Below are 18481 nucleotides of genomic sequence, written 5' to 3' on the forward strand. Positions count from 1 at the left end.
TACTCGTTTAATGCTTCTTCACGGCGTGCTCTGTAATCAATTGAGCCAGTAATTTCACGGGCTCGATTAGGCTGCGGCGTGCACGATGCACTAAACCAATATCGCGATGGAATGTACGTTGTTTCAGGTCCATTACACGCACTTCAGTTGGCCATTCCTTATGGGTGGCCGTTTCTGGCACCAAGGCCACTCCGACGCCGTTTGCAACCAGTTTGATAATCGCATCCAATTCATCGAGTTCGCAGACTTCGTGTAATGAAAAATGGGTTTGTCGCAAGAACCGATCAACCTGGCGTCCGCCAAAAGATGAACGGTCATAGCGGATAAAGGGCTGGCTCGATACCAACTCAGCCCAATCCTCGCCAGGCATATCAGCCGGGACAATCAATCGGTAAGGTTCGCGTGCCAATGTTGTCCAGCGCAGATCGCTGTGAAGAGAGAAGGGTGGACGGATGATCGCCGCCATATCGATTTCACCTGAATCGACCTGATTTACCAATTCCATCGACAGGCCAGGCAGGACGCGTGTTCTGCACTGTGAGGATCGTTGATGAAACTCAGCCAAGGCTTCCGGCAAGAAGGAGCGCTGAACCGAGGCAATTGCCCCAATGGTGACCAAAACATTGGCGGGAAGACCCACCGACATCGTGCCCAGATCTTTGAACTGGCGAACCAGTTCCTGGCCTTGCGACAAAACCTGGTGGCCCATTCGGTTGAGCTGCGCGGAGCGTCCTGTTCGGTCGAACAACTCGACCCCAAGCTCTGCCTCAAGTCGTTGCATCTGGGCGCTGACGGCGGCCTGGGTGAGGCCGATTTTGCTGCCAGCCGCCGCAAAAGTACCTTCTCTCGCCACAGCGATTAGTGTTTTAAGTTCTTTGATCATGCGCAAATAATAATTATGTTTCGCTGGGAAATATATCTGTATTTTTTTCGCTAAATCACTGCGTAAAATCGCTTCGAACGCAGGTAAACAAACGTCAGACGTTCTGCCGGGCGCCTGACGCATTAGCGTTTTTGATGTCGCCAGGCGCAAAGTTCAATGTTGTGCAAGACACCAGTCGCAGCAATTTATAACTAAACTAAAGGACTATTTAGTTTAGTTATATTTAATTGTTATTAAAGATGGAGGAGGGTAGCTCACCAATGACCTAGGGTTAGCTCATCCTTCGCCGTCGATATATTCACTATAAAGAGCAATGGATTATGGACTATGAGCGTTTGCCGAGTACCTGGGTTATCGAGGAAGCGCGTGCTTTTTTGAGGGCCGCACAGATCCTCGAACAAGGTGCTTCAAACGATGATTTCCAGCTCTACTGGCCAGCCGTGATGAATTCGGCGCTTGCATCTGAGCTGCTTCTTAAGTCATTCCTTGTTGAGGCTGACCCACGATTTCCAAGGTCTGAATATGATCCTGAAGGACATTTGCGTTTGGTCGCCGGCTTGCCAGGAAACAGGCATGGCCTGATCGATCTGTACAACGCTATTCCTATTGAGCTAGCTAACCAGCTGCGTGAAACGTCGGAGAGATTGGCTCCAGGCTTTCAATTGGAAAAATGGATCACGGCTAGCTCGAAGCTTTTCGTTGGCACTCGATATCCATATGAAGCCAACTCGGTTCAGGCCGTTGACCTGGATGTGTTGAAGCTCGCGCCGCACCTGGATCAGGTGCTGGAGGAAATGACTCGTCAACCAGTCAGTGCCAGGCTCTAAATCTGATCACCAGAGCCCCCCAGTCCCGCATATGAAGGTTCGCATAATGTATATTATGTTAAACGACAGGTCATGTCGTAGATGTTCATAAGCTGTCTGTTTCCACTTACCTAGATATCTCAACCCCTTGCCGCCCCATTCTTACAACTGCCATTACGCTGCTCTGTCACGAAACTGCGTTTTCGCAGCTGACGCCTCTAAAGCTCGAATTCTTGATGTTCAAAACTTCGCAGGCCCGTGGCACCTTTTCAGCCTGCCGCGGTTGCTCATTCTCTTTTTGAACCGACGCTACCAACGCCACGGTTTCTTGCTCACGCAGATCGGCTACAGCAGCGGCCTGTGAAGTACCTTTACCTCTTCACATCGAGCTGAGATCTGCTCAAGCCGGCGTTATGGGAGATCACTTCCCGGGCCTCCTCCATAAGCTGATCCATTGGCGTTTGCACCATGCCGGTGAGCGTGTCACTCGGGCGCTGGAACAGCGCTATGCCAACCTGCCTGCTCTTGCGACGGACCTTGTGCCTGGCAGGCCGAGATAATCCAGCACTCCGCCAATAAGCATTTCCTTGTCGCGCGAATAACAACAATTATCATTGGCATTAGTGTTTTCGAAGCGTATTATCTGCACGCTTTGTATCTGAATCATGTCCATAAGGAGTCGGGCTTGACGCACACTAATCCGGAAAAACAACAGCTATTGCTCTCGCGCTGGAGTGAGGCGCTCGCTACCCCGGCCTTTAGATCCCATCGCATCACGCTCGACCATTTGAGCAATGCACTGGAGTCTGCGTCGCAGCGTAGCTTCCAACGTCTGATTCAGGCGCTGTTTCGCGAAGATCTGATCAGGCCCGACGACTGTGAATACGACGAATACAACCACTGTTGGTTGCCGCTTGAGAATGGCGCGCGTCTTTGTTTCGAACACTTGTCTGCCGGGCGAATGAACAGCTGGGACGTCCGTGGCAGCATTACGCTTCACCGCCCCGCAAGCCTGCCGCAAAAAATCCTGCTGCCCTCTGAATTGCTGGCCCATCTCAGCCCCCAGCTCAACCCTGCTGCTTCTAAGGAAGTACTGGAGCGTCTGGCCTTCGAGCTCGATGACAGCTTCAGCAATGACACGCTGTGCCTGGCCTTCCATCACAACTGGACTCTCCAGCTCAAGAACCGGATCGACCCGAGCTACGACGACAACTTGTTGGCCTGGCTCAAAGACAGCAGCGCGTTGGAGAACCCCACCTTGCTGTTGGAACAATGGGGCACGCTGGGCCATCCGTGGCATCCGAACTACAAGACCAAACTCGGCCTCAGTGCCTCTCAGGTGATCGCCTTTTCGCCGGAATTCGAGGCGAGGTTTCCAATTATGCTGTGCGCTCTGCACCGCCAATACACCCACGTCGAATCACTGACAGGTACGCCGGATTATTGGGACTGGTGGCAAGGCAATTTTCCACAGGCCGCCGAACACCTGCACGCTCATTTGCAAAGCAGAGGACTGGATGCAGCGGATTACCTCCCACTCCCCGCGCACCCTTGGCAGGCCCATGAAGAGTTACCACGCTCATTTGCCAATGAGATCGCCGACAACCTACTGATCCTGACTGATATCGTCGCGTTCACCGCTCATCCCACCATGTCGTTCCGCACTGTTGTGCCGGGTGCCAGCCGCACCGCGCCGATGGTCAAACTCCCGGTGGCACTGCGTCTGACCAGCGTGCAGCGCACCGTCTCGCCGCGCTCGGCGCGGATGGGACCGCGTATCAGTCATTTGTTGCTGAGAATTCTCGATCAGGAGCAGCAGATCCAGCGCTTGCTGAACATCGTGCCGGAACGTATCGGCGTGCATTACGCGCCACAACCGGTGGACGATGAACGCTCACGACATGCCGCCGTGCTTTACCGGGACAACCCGCTGAGCCTGTTGCAAACCGGTGAAATGGCTGTCCCGGTCGGCAGCCTGTTCGCGATGGATGAGCATCAGCAGCCGTTACTTCGTCAGTGGGTGCGCCTGGCCCAGGGGCGTGATGACGGCGAAGCCATGCAGGCATTCTTTCGCGACTACCTGTCGATTGCCGTACCGAGTCTGCTCGGTATCTATCTGATGTATGGCGTGGCCTTCGAAGCCCACCAGCAAAACAGCTTTATGGTGATGGGCGCCGATGGGCAATTGAGTCGCCTGTTGCTGCGCGACTTCGGTGACATTCGCATTGATCGCAAGACCCTGCATGCCCATGGCCTCGATATTGAGCTGCACGACCCGAAGATGACGCTCTACGACGAATCAAGTTTTGTCCGAGACAAACTTCTGCACACCACATTCATGTGCCATTTGGGTGAACTGGCCTTGCTCTGCGCTCGTCATTGGAACGTGCCGGAGAAACTCCTGTGGGATGAATTGGCGGCGCAGGTCAGTGATTGCTTTGACGCATTGCGCGAGCGCGTCGAACCGCAACGCTGGGAAACCGAACGTCAAGCCTTGCTTGTGCAGGACTGGCCGGCCAAGTCATTTATGCGCATGCGCTTGCTCGACAGCCATGCCGACATTGTCGGCCGTCTCAGCAACCCACTGAAAGTCAACGCCCATGGCGGCTAACGGCAGCGCTTTAAGGCTGTTGGTGCTGATCCAGTTCATTTCCATGGGTGCCATGGAGATGAGCGGCCCGTTCTGGCCCTTGCAAATTCAACATCTGCTCGGGCCCGAACAGGCCCGTTACACTGCACTGCTATCCGCCATGGTCTATGCCGGCCCCATGCTTGCGGCCATGCTCTTGACGCCGTTGTGGGGCCGTCTGGGTGACCGCACCGGGCACAAGCCGATGATCGTTCGGGCATTGCTGGCATTGGCGCTGTGCCAGGGGCTGGCGGCCATTACGCTCGATCCCTGGTTGTTGGTCGCGATCCGGGTGATGCAAGGCGCACTGGCCGGCTTTCTAGCCGCCGCTCAGGCGTACGCCCTGGCCTGTTGCGACAGCTCGGATCGCGGGCGAACCCTGGCGCGATTGCAATCGGCAACCGCAGTCGGCTCGTTGGTGGGGCCGGTGCTGGGCGGTTGGTTGATGGACGTCTCAGGGTTTGCCCTGCTCTGCTATGGCGCTACGCTGATTTGCCTGCTGTGTGCGTTGGGTAGTTTCTTTCTGCCGGCCGATACGGCCCGGCCAGCACAGAAAAAAACATCTGCCAGCGCGACCTTGCCGAAAGGCTGGATGGGCGGAATTTTGTTGGTGATCGTACTGATCCAGGCCGCCAAGATGATGCCTCAGCCCTTCTATGCGCTGTACGTCGCCAATGTACTGCAAGCGCCCGGCTGGCTGATTGGCGCTACCTACGCCGCCAGCGCCGCAACCCTGGCCATTTCCGCGCCGCTGTGGGGGCGGCTGTTCGATCGCTGGCAACCGGCCTATACCCTGCGCGTCATCGAAGGCGTGGCGTGGTTGTGTGCATTGACCCTTGCCGCGACCGCACTGGCCAACGAATGGATCGGCTTTCTCGCCACCCGACTGCTGTGGGGCCTTTGGCAAGGCGCCCTGCTACCAGTGGCCTATGCCCTGATCGCCAATACTGTTTGCCCCACCAAGCAGGGTTTTGCTCTGGGCCTGGGCAACAGCGCGGCGAAAGCCGGCGCTCTGCTGGGAGCCGTCCTGGGCGGCATCGGCATGGGGCTGGTCGGGCTGGACCATAGCTTCTGGCTGGTGGCCCTGACCTACGCCTTGGCCGCTTTGGGTGTCCGCTGGGTACGAGCCTCAACCGCGATGCAGCCCACTGTTTTCTCTACCAACACTCATCACAACTAAAAAAAGACTACATCATGACCCGAACCAAGCTATCCCTGTTGATTGCGCTGCTCAGCACCTTCAGTGCCCGGACCTGGGCCGTGGAATCCGAGAAGCCAGGTACCCTGAACATGCAAGCTACCGTCGTCTCGGCCACCCGCAGCGAAGCGAGCATTGCCTCGATTCCCGGCTCGGTACAAGTTATCGACGAGCAACAGATCCGAGAACAAAGCGGCGCCGGTCGTCGAGTGTCCGACATCCTTGGGCAACTGGTGCCAGGGATTGCCCCACCCACTGGCGGTATGAGCAACTTCGGTCAGACCCTGCGCGGGCGCAACATTCTGGTATTGGTTGATGGCGTGTCGCAAAACGCTACCCGAGACAACTTCCGCCAGTTGAACAGCATCTCGCCCGCCAGCATCGAGCGCATCGAGGTGGTGTCCGGCGCGAGCAGCATCTACGGTGCCGGTGCTTCGGGCGGCATCATTAACATCATCACCAAGCGCAATCAGGGCCAGGACATCGCGTTCAGCAGCAAACTGGGCATGAGCAGCGGTAACAACCTCAACCGTAAAGGCTTCGTCTACGAGGCGTTCCAAAGTGCGACAGGCCGTCAGGACGCACTGGACTGGTATGTTTCGGCAGACATGACGCAACGCAACGACCAGTTCGACGGCAACGGCAACCGCATTCCTCAGGACACGTCCCAAGGCAGCAACATGGACACCGAAACCTATGACCTGCAAGGTCGGTTCGGTTATGAACTGGATGCCGACAAAAAGCTCAGCCTGTCGCTACAAGACTACAAGGACCAGCAGGATACCGGTTACACCAAAGCCTCGCGCAATGGTGAGGCCGTCGCGGTCCAGGGCTTGAAGCTCGACGACCAGCCCTACACCCATAACCAGGCAGTCAATCTCAACTACGCCGACAAGGATTTCTACGGCCAGGGTCTGCAAGTCGAAAGCTATTGGCGTCGTGCCGATGCGCTGTTCTTCCCCGACCTGTCACGGGGTAAAGCCGGCGTTTCGGACAACAACAGCGTGCAAGACGTGTATGGCCTGCGTGCGGCCATCGACACCCCGCTGCCGTCGATCGGCGATGCTACCGGCAATCTGGTCTGGGGCGCCGATTACGACCACGAGCGCTCTCGTCAGCGCGGCGACCAGTACCGGGTCAACGGTCTGAACTACACCAAGACCGGCACCACCTATGAACTGGGCCCGGACACCGAAACCACCACCAAAGCGCTGTTCGGGCAAATGTCCTGGGACATCGGCGACTGGACCCTGCGCGGTGGCATACGGCGCGAGTGGATCGAAAGCGAAGTCTCCGACAGCATCGCCTACGGTGAAATCGTCCAGACTGGCAAACGCGCGACCTTGCCCGGCGACACTCTCAAATATGATGCGACCCTCTACAACCTGGGTGCTGTCTATCACCTGAGCGCAAACCAGGACATCTTCGCCAATTACAGTCAGGGCTTCTCGCTGCCCGACATCCAACGCTTCCTGCGGGACGTCAACAGTCGCTTCGATATTCAGACCCTCAACGCCCAAGCGATCAAGGTCGACAGCTACGAGCTGGGCTGGCGCGGCAATTGGGACAAATGGCAAGCCGACGTCACCGTGTATGAAAACACCTCTGACGTCACCCAGTTCTTTGACGCCAACGACCGTGTGTTACGCCTGATCAACCAGAAGGAACGCGTGCGCGGCATCGAGAACAGCCTGACGTATCGCCCGACCGAGCACTGGTCGGTGGGCGGCACTTACGCATGGGCCAAAGGTGAAACCCAACAGAACGGCAAATGGATCGACCTGCCGGCCACCCGCATTTCACCGGCCAAAACTACGTTGTTCGTCGGTTTCACTGAGGACGACTACAGCCTGCGTCTGCAGGGTATGCATCTGTCCAGCTACGACGAGGCTGCCAAAGACAACAACGGCCGCGAAATCCAGGGCTATACCCTGGTGGACATGCTCGGTTCGGTGGAACTGCCGGTCGGCCGACTTGAAGGCGGGGTCTACAACCTCACCAACCGCACCTACCAAAACCTCTTCGCCCAGGCCAACGCCCGTGCGCCTTTTGCCAATGCCGAAGGGCGTACGCTGAGCGTCAGCTACTCGGTCGACTGGTAACTCAAGGGGTACATAACGTGTGAACTGTCATCGTTTTTTGAACGATGACAGATTACAGGCGCTCGCACTGACCGAACATATCCGGGCTTTCTTTCGGTCAGACTGCGTTGCTCTTTGCCGACGCCCCGCGTAAAAAAGTCTGTCCCTCATCGATCGTGCAAGGAGCATTGGATGCTGGCGTTACACACGACACATGATTTGACGACCTGATCTTCCATCTTCGGCTCAGCTGATGAGTCGTCCAAACAACAGCACCCAGGCCTCACTGCGCGCCCTGCCCCATCCGACTCGCTAGCTTCTGCTCTTTCGATATGCCGTCAGTCCGGGCACAATGCGCATCCTTTTTTTGGCTGGCCGTGCCGGAGGCCTCGAAATGATCAAAACGCCGTACTACCTCATCGACAAACAGAAACTGCTGACGAACATGCAGAAGATTGCCTATGTGCGCGAACAGTCCGGGGCAAAGGCCCTGCTGGCGCTCAAGTGCTTCGCTACATGGTCGGTGTTCGATTTGATGCAGCAATACATGGACGGCACCACATCGTCGTCGCTTTACGAACTCAAGTTAGGTCGTCAGAAGTTCGAAGGCGAAACCCATGCCTACAGCGTGGCCTGGGCCGACGACGAGATCGAGGAGATGCTCGACAATTGCGACAAGATCATCTTCAACTCCATCAGCCAACTGCAACGCTTTGCCAAGCGCTCTGAAGGCAAAACCCGTGGCCTGCGCGTCAACCCGCAAGTCAGCAGCTCTGATTATCTGCTGGCCGACCCGGCGCGCCCGTTCAGCCGTCTGGGCGAGTGGGACCCGGTGAAGATCGAAGGCGTCATTGACCAGATCTCCGGCTTCATGTTCCACAACAACTGCGAGAACGGCGACTTCAGCCTGTTCGACCAAATGCTCTGCACCATTGAAGAACGCTTCGGTGAGCTGCTGCACAAGGTCAGTTGGGTCAGCTTGGGCGGTGGTATTCACTTTACCGGCGAAGGCTATGCGCTGGACGCGTTCTGCGCACGGCTCAAGGCGTTCTCGCAAAAGTACGACGTTCAGGTCTACCTGGAGCCTGGCGAAGCGGCGATCACCAACAGTGCCTCACTGGAAGTCACGGTGCTCGACACCCTCTACAACGGTAAGCACCTGGCGGTGGTGGACAGTTCCATCGAAGCCCATCTGCTTGACCTGCTGATTTATCGCCTCAACGCTAAACTGGCGCCGAGCGAGGGTGATCACACCTACATGGTGTGCGGTAAGTCGTGCCTGGCCGGGGACATCTTCGGTGAGTATCAATTTGACCGTCCGCTGGCCATCGGTGATCGGCTGTCATTCGTCGACACCGCGGGTTACACCATGGTCAAGAAGAACTGGTTCAACGGCCTGAAAATGCCATCCATCGTTGTGAAACAACTCGACGGTACAGTCGAAGTGGTTCGCGAATTTGGTTATGAAGACTACCTGTCCAGCCTTTCGTAAACGGACAGATACAGGAGAGAGAAAGCAATTGAAAAAGAACGTTCTTATCATTGGTGCAGGAGGTGTCGCTAAGGTGGTGGCCCACAAGTGCGCGCAGCACAACGACGAACTCGGTCGTATTGCTATCGCGTCGCGCAACATCTCCAAGTGCCAGGCCATCATCGACAGCGTCAAAGCCAAGGGTAGCCTCAAGGTACCCGCCGACATCTGCGCCTTTTCGCTCAATGCACTGGATGTTGAAGCAACCAAGGCGCTGATCCTGGAAACCGAATCACAGATCGTGATCAACGTCGGTTCCGCGTTCCTTAACATGTCGGTGCTGCGTGCCTGCATCGATACCGGGGTGGCCTACCTGGACACCGCCATTCACGAAGAGCCGGGCAAGGTCTGCGAGACTCCGCCGTGGTACGGCAACTACGAGTGGAACCACCTGGATGAGTGCAAACAGAAGAACATCACGGCCATCCTCGGCGTGGGCTTCGACCCAGGTGTCGTCAACGCTTATGCAGCGCTGGCGCAACAACAGTATTTCGACAGCATTGACTCGATCGACATTCTCGACGTCAACGCTGGCTCCCATGGCAAATATTTCGCCACCAATTTCGACCCGGAGATCAACTTCCGTGAGTTCACCGGACAGGTGTGGAGCTGGCAGAACAGCCAGTGGACCAGCAACACCATGTTCGAAGTCAAGCGTACCGACGACCTGCCGGTAGTCGGCTCGCAGAATCTGTATCTGACCGGCCATGATGAAGTGCACTCGTTGTCCAAGAATCTCAACGTGCCCAATGTGCGTTTCTGGATGAGCTTCGGCGAACACTACATCAATGTGTTTACGGTACTGAAAAACCTCGGTCTGCTCTCCGAGCAACCGGTCATGACCGCCGAAGGCCTGGAAGTTGTGCCGCTGAAAGTGGTGAAGGCCGTGCTGCCTGATCCGAGTTCGCTGGCGCCCGGCTACACCGGCAAGACCTGCATCGGCGATCTGGTCAAGGGCACCAAGGATGGTCAACCGCGCGAGGTGTTTATCTACAACGTGGCCGACCACGAGGAAGCCTACGCCGAAACCGATAGCCAGGGCATTTCCTATACCGCTGGCGTACCACCGGTAGCCGCAGCGTTGCTGGTCGCCCGTGGCGAGTGGGATGTGCAGCGAATGGCCAATGTCGAGGAACTGCCGGCCGAGCCATTCCTCAAGGCGCTGGATGTGATGGGCCTGCCGACCCGCATCAAGGACGAGAATGGAGACCGTCCCTGGAGCTGAAGCGACTGAGGCTCACAACCTATAGCTGAGCTTCATTGCCTGCTCCAAAAACGCCGCTCACTGAGCGGCGTTTTTGTATGCACTAAAAATCAGGAGGACGCGACTTCTGAGCGTTGTGGCGCGGGCATGTTGCTCCTGAGCTGCTGCCAAGCGAGCTGCGCCTGGACTTCGGCGACGGCATCCAGGACTCTCTGCGCCCAGTTCTCATCCTCCGGATGCACGACAACAACGCGAAAGCCGTGATCATGCCCTTCCGTGCGTACGCCCTCGGAGTCATCGACATGCAAGTCGATATCGAAGGCCGGCGGGAATTTCGACGGGCCTTTTGACAACCCATTGATCGTCAGCGCACGGTTATGCAACACACTGTTGACCACCCCGTCGACACGGATGCCATATAGCAACAACCAACGTCTGATGTAGGACGGTGTCCGGCCGGACGACGTATAGACCCAAATACTGCAGCCTTGGCGACGCAACTCTCGGCTCAGAGCGCGCGTTCCGATTCGCAGTGGTTCCCCCAGCCAACGATGAACACAGGCCGGCAACCAGCTCTGCTCGACTGCGCAGTGGTGGAGTTGGCAGGCCAGCGTGTCATCGATATCGAACGAAACCCGGATGCGCTGACGTCTGAATACGTGCATCGGGATAGCACACCGCAAGGCTTGCCATACCCGGCTACCGGAGGATCGATACTTGGCGGGTATTGGAAACCCGTTCATCAATTTCCCCCTTGGAAGACGTGCAGGGCCCTGTCGCTGAGAAAAAAACTCATCGATTCAGGCGCCTGATTTTCCAGGAAGGCTGCATATTTTTTCTTGATCTTGGGTAATTCGTACAACGCCTTGACTCCATGCTTTGCAGAGTTGCGTATGACCGATGATGGGTTGAAGTAGCCCTCGGCGTTTTCCAGCGTCAGTACGAACGGAGGCAAACCGGCGCGCATGAGCAAATAGCTGACGAGGAGCGACCCAGTGCGGTTATTGCCTTCAATAAACAACTGCGGCTTGCTGAGGATTCGCACATAAACACCGGCCGCACGCTTCCAGACTGATTCGCTGCGATACGCGCAGTACCAATTGAACAAGTCCTTTATTCCTCCCTCAACGTTGTTGAAGAAGTGTTCCTCGGTGGCGGCCAGATGTTGAGCGTACTCCTGTCGGCGGACCGGGTCTGTGCCACAGAGTACAGTGGCATTGATCTCAAGCATCAGGTTCAGTTGCTGAAGGTCGAACAGGTCGACGCCGCTGGCGACATAGCCGTCAATCAACGCATAACCTTCAAGCACATTGTGCAGCACTTCGTCAGTCAAGGGATCGCGCTGCTCGGTGAAGTACCTGCTGAGCTCGCAAAAGCGACCCTGCACCTCTCGCAGGGCGCGTTCAATGGCAGACAAATCCAGACGACGCGTTACAGACATTGGCAATCCTGAGAAACGGTGGATAAGAAGGTAAACAACCGGACGCTGGTTGTTTAGCTGAACTTGCCGCTGATGTAATCCCCCGTCATTTGTTCGCGCGGGTTATCGAAAATCTGCGCCGTTGGGCCCATCTCAACCAGATAGCCGGTGCGCGTGCCCTGGGAAATATCAACCGAGAAAAAGGCCGTCGTATCAGCAACACGGATGGCCTGCTGCATATTGTGGGTGACCAGAGCGATGGTGTAATCCTTCTTCAACTCAACCATCAGCTCCTCGACCCGTCGGGTAGCGATCGGGTCGAGTGCCGAGCAGGGCTCGTCCAGCAACAGGACTTCCGGTTCGGTCGCGATGGCCCGAGCGATACAAAGCCGTTGCTGCTGGCCTCCGGAGAGTGACAGGCCGCTGACCTTGAGCTTGTCCTTGACTTCATCCCACAACGCGGCGCCCTGCAAGGCGTGCTTGACGCGGTCACCCAGGTCGCCCTTGTAGCGGTTGAGGCGCAGGCCAAACGCAACGTTGTCGAAAATGCTCATCGAGAATGGATTCGGTTGTTGAAACACCATCCCGATGTAGCGCCGCACGACCACCGGATCAACGCCCTTGCCATAGACGTCTTGCCCAAGGAAATGCACGTGCCCTTCAAACCGAAAACCTTTCACCAGATCGTTCATCCGATTGAGGCTGCGCAGCACCGTGCTCTTGCCGCAGCCAGACGGACCGATGAAACCGGTGATTTTGTTTTTTTCGATGGGTACATGGCTGTCACGCACCGCCATGAAGTTGCCGTAGAAAATCTTGTCGAGCTTACAGTCCATGACCACAGGTGTCTGGGTGACAAAAGGAGCGGCTATTGGCGCAGTTGATACGTTCAAAATTCAGATGCTCCCGTTTTCAATACTTGGGCTTGCCGAAAATGCGGCTCAGAATGTTCACAACCAGCACGATCATCACCAGCACCAGCGAAGCTGCCCAGGCGAGTTCGAGTTGATTGTCGAATGGCATGCCGGAGAAGTTGTAAATCAGTACCGCGAGCGATGCTGTCGGATTCATGACTGCCAGGCTGCCGTCGTGGAAAATCCAGTAGTTGCTGAACAACGCGGTAAACAACAACGGCGCGGTTTCGCCCGCCGCGCGAGCCACGGCCAGCATGACGCCCGTCAGGATCGCCGGCATACCGGTAGGCAATACGATTTTCCAGATGACCTGCGAGCGGGTGCAGCCCATGCCGTAGGCGGCATCCTTCATGATCTTGGGCACCATCCTCATCGACTCTTCAGCCGTGAGTACGACGATGGGCAACATCAGTACCGCCAGCGCCACGCCGCCCGCCGGTGCCGAGTAAGTACCGGTGGTCATCACCACCAGCGCATAGGCAAACACCCCGGCGAGAATGGATGGCAGGCCCGTGAGCATCTTGGCGGCAAAGCGCGAGGCGTTTGCCAGCTTGCTGTCCGGCCCCAGTTCAGCCAGAAAGATAGCCGCCATGATGCCGACCGGAACCGCGATTGCCGCCGCGATACCGACCATGACGAAGGTGCCTGCCATCGCGTTGCCGAAGCCACCACCGGTCTCGAACCCGGTTGGCGGCAGTTCGGTGAACACCTCCAGGCTCAGACGTGCCCCTCCGCGCGTGATCAGCATGTAGAGCACCGAGATCAGCGGCACGCTGGCCAGTAGAGCGCCAGCCCAGACCAGTGTCGTCAGCACCAGGCTGCGCAGGGCACGGCCTTCGAACCGGCGCTGTAGGCTCGGCATCGCGGTGATAGGAGATGAGAGATCCGTCATTATTGGGTACCCCGCTGGGCGTAGACCATGATCAGCGAACCGATAATGTTCACCAGTAGCGTGATGAACATCAGCACCAGTGCGGCGTACATCAACACTTCGATCTCGTTCGGCCCGGCTTCGGGGAAATTCAGCGCCAGCAAGGCCGCTAACGTATTGGCCGGTGCAAACAGAGAAAGCGAAATGTTGTTAGCGTTGCCCACCAGCATGGCCAGCGCCATGGTTTCACCCAGCGCGCGGCCCAGGCCGAGAACCAGCGAGCCGAAAATACCAGTGGCCGCGGATGGCACCATCACCTTGAGAATCGCTTCCCAATGGGTGGTCCCCATGCCGTAGGCGGCTTGCTTGGTTTTCATCGGGACCCCGGTCAGGGCGTCCTGCGAAACGGCAGCAATGGTCGGCAGAATCATGATGGCCAGTACCAGTGCCGCAGGTAGCAGTCCTGGCCCGCTCAAGGACGTGCCAAAAAAAGGTATCCAGCCCAGTTCGCTGTTCAGCCACGCCGTGAGCGGGCGAATCGCCGGGATTACCACGTAAATCCCCCAGAGGCCATAAACGACGCTGGGAATGGCTGCCAGTAATTCGACGATGGTGCGAAACACGGCTGCCAGCTTCGCCGGCAGGAAATCCTGGGTCAGGAAAATCGCCATGCTCACACCGAAAAAGCCTGCAATCAGCAACGCGATCAGGGCACTGTAGAGCGTGCCCCAAATGGCCGGCAGAATGCCGTATTTGCTTTGGTTAACGTCCCAGACGGATCCAAAAATCACATCCAGGCCGTGCTTTTCCATGCCTGGAATGGCCTTGCGTCCCACTTCAAATATGAGCGCAAAGACCAACGCCAGAATCAGAACCACCCCTATTCGCGCTAGCGCACGAAAGATGCGATCAACCAGGAAGTCCTTTGCAGAGGGCGGCTGGCAGGCAGAAGCCGGGTTAACCGGTACGACAAAAGGTGTGTTCATTGGCGAGTTCCGGATCAGAGTAGGAACTCCCCCGGCATGGCTTGCCGCGCATACCGAGAGAGGCCTCACGAGCGTTACTGAATGTTGGCGGAGGCTTTGCGAACCTGATCGACGATCGATGGCGGCAGGGGGATGTAGCCCATCGAGTCGGCGATTTTCTGCCCTTCAGTCAGGCTGTATTCGACCATTTCGCGCATGGCCTTGGCTTTGGCCGGGCTCTCGTTGTGCTTGCGGAAGATCATCCAGGTGTAGGACGTGATCGGGTACGACTTGGCGCCGTCCGGATCCGGCAGCCAGGCCACCAGGCTGTCGGGCATTTTCACCGCTGCCAGGGCCTCTGCACCGCTTTGCGCGTTAGGTACAACGTAATTGCCGGCCTTGTTCTGCAGTTGGGCAAAGTTGACCTTGGCCAACTTGGCGAAACCGTATTCGATGTAGCCGATAGCGCCCGGAGTCTGGCGCACCGTCGCCGTCACACCATCGTTTTTCGGCGATTTGATGAATTTGTCACTGGCCGGCCAGTTGACGGTGTTGCCTTCACCCAAGTCCTTCTGAAACTGCGGGTTGATCGCCGACAAGTGCTTGGTGAATACCGCTGTGGTACCGCTGGAGTCTGCGCGCACGACAACCGTGATCGGCATATCAGGCAGTTTCACGCCCGGGTTTGCTGCAACGATCTGCGGGTCGTTCCACTGGGTGATCTTGCCCAGAAAGATGTTGGAGTAAACATCGCGTGGCAATTTAAGCTCTTTAGGATTGCCCGGCAGGTTAAATGCCAACACGATTTCACCCGCGGTCATCGGCAGCAACTGCGCACCTTCGGCAACCTTGGCGATGTCTTCGTCTTTCATCGCCGAGTCACTGGCGGCGAAATCAACGGTTTTATTCAGGAAGTCCTGCACACCCGCCCCGCTGCCCTTGGATTGGTAATCCACAGTGACACCTTCGGTTTTCTTGCTGAAATCCTTGAACCAGGTGAGGTAGATCGGTGCCGGGAAACTGGCTCCCGAGCCCGTGAGTCGGACGCTTTCCGCTGCGAAGGACATTGAGGTAGCCAAAAGAGATGCGGTAACGGCAAGCGCAGCAGACTTCATCAAACGTATCATCGAGGAAACTCCTTATAAGGGTTCCCGAACACTGCAGCAATTTCGTGAAGCTTTCATGAACGTTGGATTGCAGAATCTCGTCTCGACTTGGAGTGGTCTATGAAACCGGACACTCATTTGAGCGAGCATACTCGCCAGAGCGAGGTGTCAGATGCCCCAGCAACGTCGTCCGTTTTCTTTTGGAATATCTCAAAATCATCAAAGGACTCTGTGAATTTCAGAAACCACCTGCATCGTCGCGTCTTTGATCGTTCCTTCGTTGCGGCATAGCACCCAGCCGTTATCTGCAATCGCTTGCTCGAACGCCTTGGTACAAGCGATCTGTTCTTCCAGCTTATGGATCACCGTACTGCTCAGTCCACGCCGTCGTGTCGCTGCCCTCGCCCATGAAATATCAGGAGCGGTGACAACCCCGACATGCACGTCTGGCACTCGCACGGCTCGATCAATGTTCAACTGTAGAATCTCTGCAAACGGGACTATCCGCCGAAACGCGGCCTCAGACGGATACCAGCGATCGATCAGGATGATGCTGTCTGGGGGTTGTTTATCGAGCACGTGTCGGGAAATCCAGGCACGGCTATCGGCAAAGCGCTCACAAACCCGCAATTCCAAATCCCGAGAGGGATGCCGGACGAGCTGGTTGACGAGAGCCATTGTTTCACCCCTGTAGGGATCGCTTTTTTTCTCGCAGAGTCGGATCACCTTTTTATTGTCAGCCCTCAGTGCTTTCGTAATGGCTTCCAACAGCGTGGTTTTGCCGGTCCCCTTGGGCCCATCCAGAGAAACAAACAGCGGACGATTCATTCTTCACATAACGATTGATGTACGGTTTTTTTGCCCGACCGTTCGCTGGAACCGCTAGGCGCGACTGCACGAATCGAGTGAGGGGTCTTATGAGCAGACATTGGCGGACACTCTATCCTGTTGGAGGTCAGGTGAATTGAAAAACAACATCATAATGATGGCCATGTCTGATACTTTGTCGAAAGAACTCAGCCACTGCGAGGGATATCATGGGCGAAGGCGCTCCCATTCCGCCGAATGAAATTGAACGGCTAAAAGAGGTCGAAAAATTTTGTCCAACCGACTGCGAAGACGACGATGTCTTCGACAAGATCGTCGCGATGGCCTCTGCGTACTACAACGCACCAATAGCACTGATTTCAATCGTCGATAAACACCAGCAATGGTTCAAGGCACGCGTGGGGCTTGAAGAGACTCAGACACCCAGAGAGACTTCCTTTTGCGCCTACTCTACGCTGGACAACACCCGGCTGGAGGTGTTGGACGCAACACTTGATACCCGTTTCAAGAACAATCCGTTGGTCACGGGGCATCCGCATATTCGTTATTACGCGGGCGCGCCACTCATTACGGAGGATGGTTTTACACTGGGAAGTCTTTGCATCATTGATACCGTTGCACGCTCTCCCATGAGTGATCGTGACGTGACGATGCTCAATGCCTTCGCTGAATTAGTCATGATGCGCATACGTGGCGTGCGATCTCGCAACTTCGTAGATCAACCCACCGGCCTGTTCAATCGAGTGAGGTTTGAGGAAGATATACGTCAAACGATAAAGATCAAAGACACCTGCCAGATTTATGCGATCGACGTCATTTCGCCGAAGTTCCTCAACGATATAGTGAAAGCACTGGGTTATAGTTTTTCAGGAGACCTGATCCTGGCTATCAAGTCCCGACTACAGAAACTGTTACCTCAAGACTGCTTGCTTTATAAAATCAGCCCGACGCGGTTTGGCTTCATTCTCAAGGGTGATCAAACGGCTGAGCCTATTTGCGAAAGCATCCTGCATAACTTCAAAAAACCGGTTGAATGCCACGCCATCCCCATTTTGATGCAGGTGGGGATAGGTGTTCTGCCTATTCTGGAATCGGAAGATCCCCAGCAGGACTGGCTGCGCCTGGTCGTCAGCGCTGCAGATGAAGCCCGTGACCGCCAGTTGGGATGGTCTCTTTATGAGCCGCAATTTGATGCAGCGCAACAACGCGCCTTCAGGTTACTCAGTTCGTTACCTGAAGCGGTCAACGCGGACAAACAGTTCAGCCTCGTGTATCAGCCCAAAATAAATCTATCGTCAGGAAACTGTGATTCAGTCGAAGCATTGCTCCGTTGGACTCATCCGTCGCTCGGGAACATCAGCCCTGCTGAATTCATACCTTTGGCTGAGAAGACCGCACTAATACCCTCCATAGGAATATGGGTGCTCAACGCGATTGTGCAACAAGCCGTTGTTTGGAAAGCACAAGGTTTGAGCCTGCGGATAGCGATGAATATAACCGTCAGCGATCTGGAAAGCGCAGAGTTCGTGGACGCGATGATTCATGAAGTTCAACAGCACGATTTGGCCCCTGCGAGCATTGAGCTTGAGTTCACCGAAAGTATGCTGATGACAAACCCTGAAGAAGTCATACGGCAACTGGAGCGTGTTCGTCAATTTGGCGTAGAAGTGGCCGTTGACGACTTTGGCTCCGGATACAGTAACTGGGCGTACTTGAAGGAACTTCCAGCCAACACCGTCAAACTTGATCAATCGCTGATCAGCGGGCTGGGTAGCAATCAAAATGATAAAAAACTCGTTAAAACCCTCATAGGGCTGGCGAAGGGACTTGGCTACCGGGTGGTTGCGGAAGGTGTAGAAAACGGAGAAATCCTCGACCTTTTAATGCAGTGGGGATGTTCGGATGCACAAGGCTACTTTATAGCCAAACCTATGAGTGCGAAGGCTTTGGAAGCCTGGATAGGACAAGGAGGCTATGGAGCAGGTACCCGTCCGGCAATCGATGAACGGTGATGGGCGTCGTGAGGGCACGCACGTCCACCCTTC

Annotated in this window: 15 protein-coding genes; 7 read left to right on the plus strand and 8 right to left on the minus strand. The window is 56.0% G+C overall.

Annotation, left to right across the window (positions count from 1 at the left end):
- Window positions 1-7: 7 nt before the first annotated feature.
- The gene (locus K5E40_RS16595; RefSeq protein WP_221731818.1) at window positions 8-883 is read right to left on the minus strand and encodes a LysR family transcriptional regulator; all 876 of its coding nucleotides are present in this window, start codon (window positions 881-883) and stop codon (window positions 8-10) included.
- 320 nt (window positions 884-1203) lie between these two features.
- Here K5E40_RS16595 and K5E40_RS16600 point away from each other — a divergent pair, with 320 nt between their 5' ends.
- The 6 genes from K5E40_RS16600 to K5E40_RS16625 all read left to right on the plus strand — a co-directional run bounded on the left by K5E40_RS16600 (window position 1204) and on the right by K5E40_RS16625 (window position 10353).
- The gene (locus K5E40_RS16600) at window positions 1204-1710 is read left to right on the plus strand and encodes a hypothetical protein (protein WP_221731760.1); all 507 of its coding nucleotides are present in this window, start codon (window positions 1204-1206) and stop codon (window positions 1708-1710) included.
- A gap of 664 nt (window positions 1711-2374) precedes the next feature.
- A complete protein-coding gene (locus K5E40_RS16605; RefSeq protein ID WP_221731761.1) occupies window positions 2375-4300 on the plus strand; it encodes an IucA/IucC family siderophore biosynthesis protein in 1926 nt (641 codons plus the stop codon).
- On the plus strand, window positions 4290-5498 hold the full coding sequence (locus K5E40_RS16610; RefSeq protein ID WP_221731762.1) for an MFS transporter: 1209 nt from the start codon (window positions 4290-4292) through the stop codon (window positions 5496-5498). Before K5E40_RS16605 ends, K5E40_RS16610 begins: the two co-directional genes overlap by 11 nt.
- Before the next feature lie 14 nt (window positions 5499-5512).
- Window positions 5513-7618 (plus strand): TonB-dependent receptor, encoded by a 2106-nt coding sequence (locus K5E40_RS16615; RefSeq protein WP_221731763.1) that lies wholly within the window; start codon window positions 5513-5515, stop codon window positions 7616-7618.
- Window positions 7619-7991: 373 nt separating this feature from the next.
- Window positions 7992-9089, plus strand: coding sequence for a carboxynorspermidine decarboxylase (locus tag K5E40_RS16620; protein WP_221731764.1), 1098 nt, complete (start codon window positions 7992-7994; stop codon window positions 9087-9089).
- A 28-nt stretch (window positions 9090-9117) separates the two neighbouring features.
- Entirely contained in the window at window positions 9118-10353 is a 1236-nt protein-coding gene (locus K5E40_RS16625; RefSeq protein ID WP_221731765.1) for a saccharopine dehydrogenase family protein, read from the plus strand.
- Between the two features lie 89 nt (window positions 10354-10442).
- On the opposite strand, the gene K5E40_RS16630 is transcribed toward K5E40_RS16625, so the two are convergent.
- The 7 genes from K5E40_RS16630 to K5E40_RS16660 form a co-directional block, all read right to left on the minus strand.
- Window positions 10443-10997 (minus strand): hypothetical protein, encoded by a 555-nt coding sequence (locus tag K5E40_RS16630; RefSeq protein WP_260455808.1) that lies wholly within the window; start codon window positions 10995-10997, stop codon window positions 10443-10445.
- Window positions 10998-11074: 77 nt separating this feature from the next.
- Window positions 11075-11773 (minus strand): hypothetical protein, encoded by a 699-nt coding sequence (locus K5E40_RS16635; protein ID WP_221731767.1) that lies wholly within the window; start codon window positions 11771-11773, stop codon window positions 11075-11077.
- A 53-nt stretch (window positions 11774-11826) separates the two neighbouring features.
- Complete coding sequence (gene pstB / locus K5E40_RS16640; RefSeq protein ID WP_017847588.1) at window positions 11827-12588, minus strand: phosphate ABC transporter ATP-binding protein PstB; 762 nt, start codon at window positions 12586-12588, stop codon at window positions 11827-11829.
- 76 nt (window positions 12589-12664) lie between these two features.
- Window positions 12665-13558: a phosphate ABC transporter permease PstA gene (gene pstA / locus K5E40_RS16645; protein ID WP_221731768.1), complete on the minus strand. Its 894-nt coding sequence runs from the start codon at window positions 13556-13558 to the stop codon at window positions 12665-12667.
- Window positions 13558-14523: a phosphate ABC transporter permease subunit PstC gene (gene pstC, locus K5E40_RS16650; protein ID WP_221731769.1), complete on the minus strand. Its 966-nt coding sequence runs from the start codon at window positions 14521-14523 to the stop codon at window positions 13558-13560. The genes pstA and pstC overlap by 1 nt, the downstream gene beginning before the upstream one ends.
- A 74-nt stretch (window positions 14524-14597) precedes the next feature.
- A complete protein-coding gene (pstS, locus tag K5E40_RS16655) occupies window positions 14598-15629 on the minus strand; it encodes a phosphate ABC transporter substrate-binding protein PstS (protein ID WP_221731770.1) in 1032 nt (343 codons plus the stop codon).
- 198 nt (window positions 15630-15827) lie between these two features.
- Window positions 15828-16436, minus strand: coding sequence for a dTMP kinase (locus K5E40_RS16660; protein ID WP_221731771.1), 609 nt, complete (start codon window positions 16434-16436; stop codon window positions 15828-15830).
- A gap of 209 nt (window positions 16437-16645) precedes the next feature.
- Between K5E40_RS16660 and K5E40_RS16665 the strand changes: the two genes are divergently transcribed.
- Window positions 16646-18448 carry a GGDEF domain-containing phosphodiesterase gene (locus K5E40_RS16665; protein WP_221731772.1) on the plus strand — a complete coding sequence of 601 codons (1803 nt, stop codon included), beginning with the start codon at window positions 16646-16648 and terminating at the stop codon, window positions 18446-18448.
- The last annotated feature ends 33 nt before the right edge of the window (window positions 18449-18481 follow it).

The organism is Pseudomonas baetica, assembly GCF_019733355.1.
Taxonomy (GTDB): Bacteria; Pseudomonadota; Gammaproteobacteria; order Pseudomonadales; family Pseudomonadaceae; genus Aquipseudomonas; species Aquipseudomonas baetica_A.

Excerpts from the sequence above, each read along its gene's own strand:
- K5E40_RS16635 (WP_221731767.1), bottom strand. The coding sequence starts at position 11,773 with ATGTCTGTAACGCGTCGTCTGGATTTGTCTGCCATTGAACGCGCCCTG.
- pstC (WP_221731769.1), bottom strand. The coding sequence starts at position 14,523 with ATGAACACACCTTTTGTCGTACCGGTTAACCCGGCTTCTGCCTGCCAG.
- K5E40_RS16595 (WP_221731818.1), bottom strand. The coding sequence starts at position 883 with ATGATCAAAGAACTTAAAACACTAATCGCTGTGGCGAGAGAAGGTACT.
- K5E40_RS16665 (WP_221731772.1), top strand. The coding sequence starts at position 16,646 with ATGGGCGAAGGCGCTCCCATTCCGCCGAATGAAATTGAACGGCTAAAA.
- K5E40_RS16600 (WP_221731760.1), top strand. The coding sequence starts at position 1,204 with ATGGACTATGAGCGTTTGCCGAGTACCTGGGTTATCGAGGAAGCGCGT.
- K5E40_RS16615 (WP_221731763.1), top strand. The coding sequence starts at position 5,513 with ATGACCCGAACCAAGCTATCCCTGTTGATTGCGCTGCTCAGCACCTTC.
- pstA (WP_221731768.1), bottom strand. The coding sequence starts at position 13,558 with ATGACGGATCTCTCATCTCCTATCACCGCGATGCCGAGCCTACAGCGC.
- K5E40_RS16610 (WP_221731762.1), top strand. The coding sequence starts at position 4,290 with ATGGCGGCTAACGGCAGCGCTTTAAGGCTGTTGGTGCTGATCCAGTTC.
- pstB (WP_017847588.1), bottom strand. The coding sequence starts at position 12,588 with ATGGACTGTAAGCTCGACAAGATTTTCTACGGCAACTTCATGGCGGTG.
- K5E40_RS16620 (WP_221731764.1), top strand. The coding sequence starts at position 7,992 with ATGATCAAAACGCCGTACTACCTCATCGACAAACAGAAACTGCTGACG.
- pstS (WP_221731770.1), bottom strand. The coding sequence starts at position 15,629 with ATGATACGTTTGATGAAGTCTGCTGCGCTTGCCGTTACCGCATCTCTT.
- K5E40_RS16630 (WP_260455808.1), bottom strand. The coding sequence starts at position 10,997 with ATGCACGTATTCAGACGTCAGCGCATCCGGGTTTCGTTCGATATCGAT.
- K5E40_RS16660 (WP_221731771.1), bottom strand. The coding sequence starts at position 16,436 with ATGAATCGTCCGCTGTTTGTTTCTCTGGATGGGCCCAAGGGGACCGGC.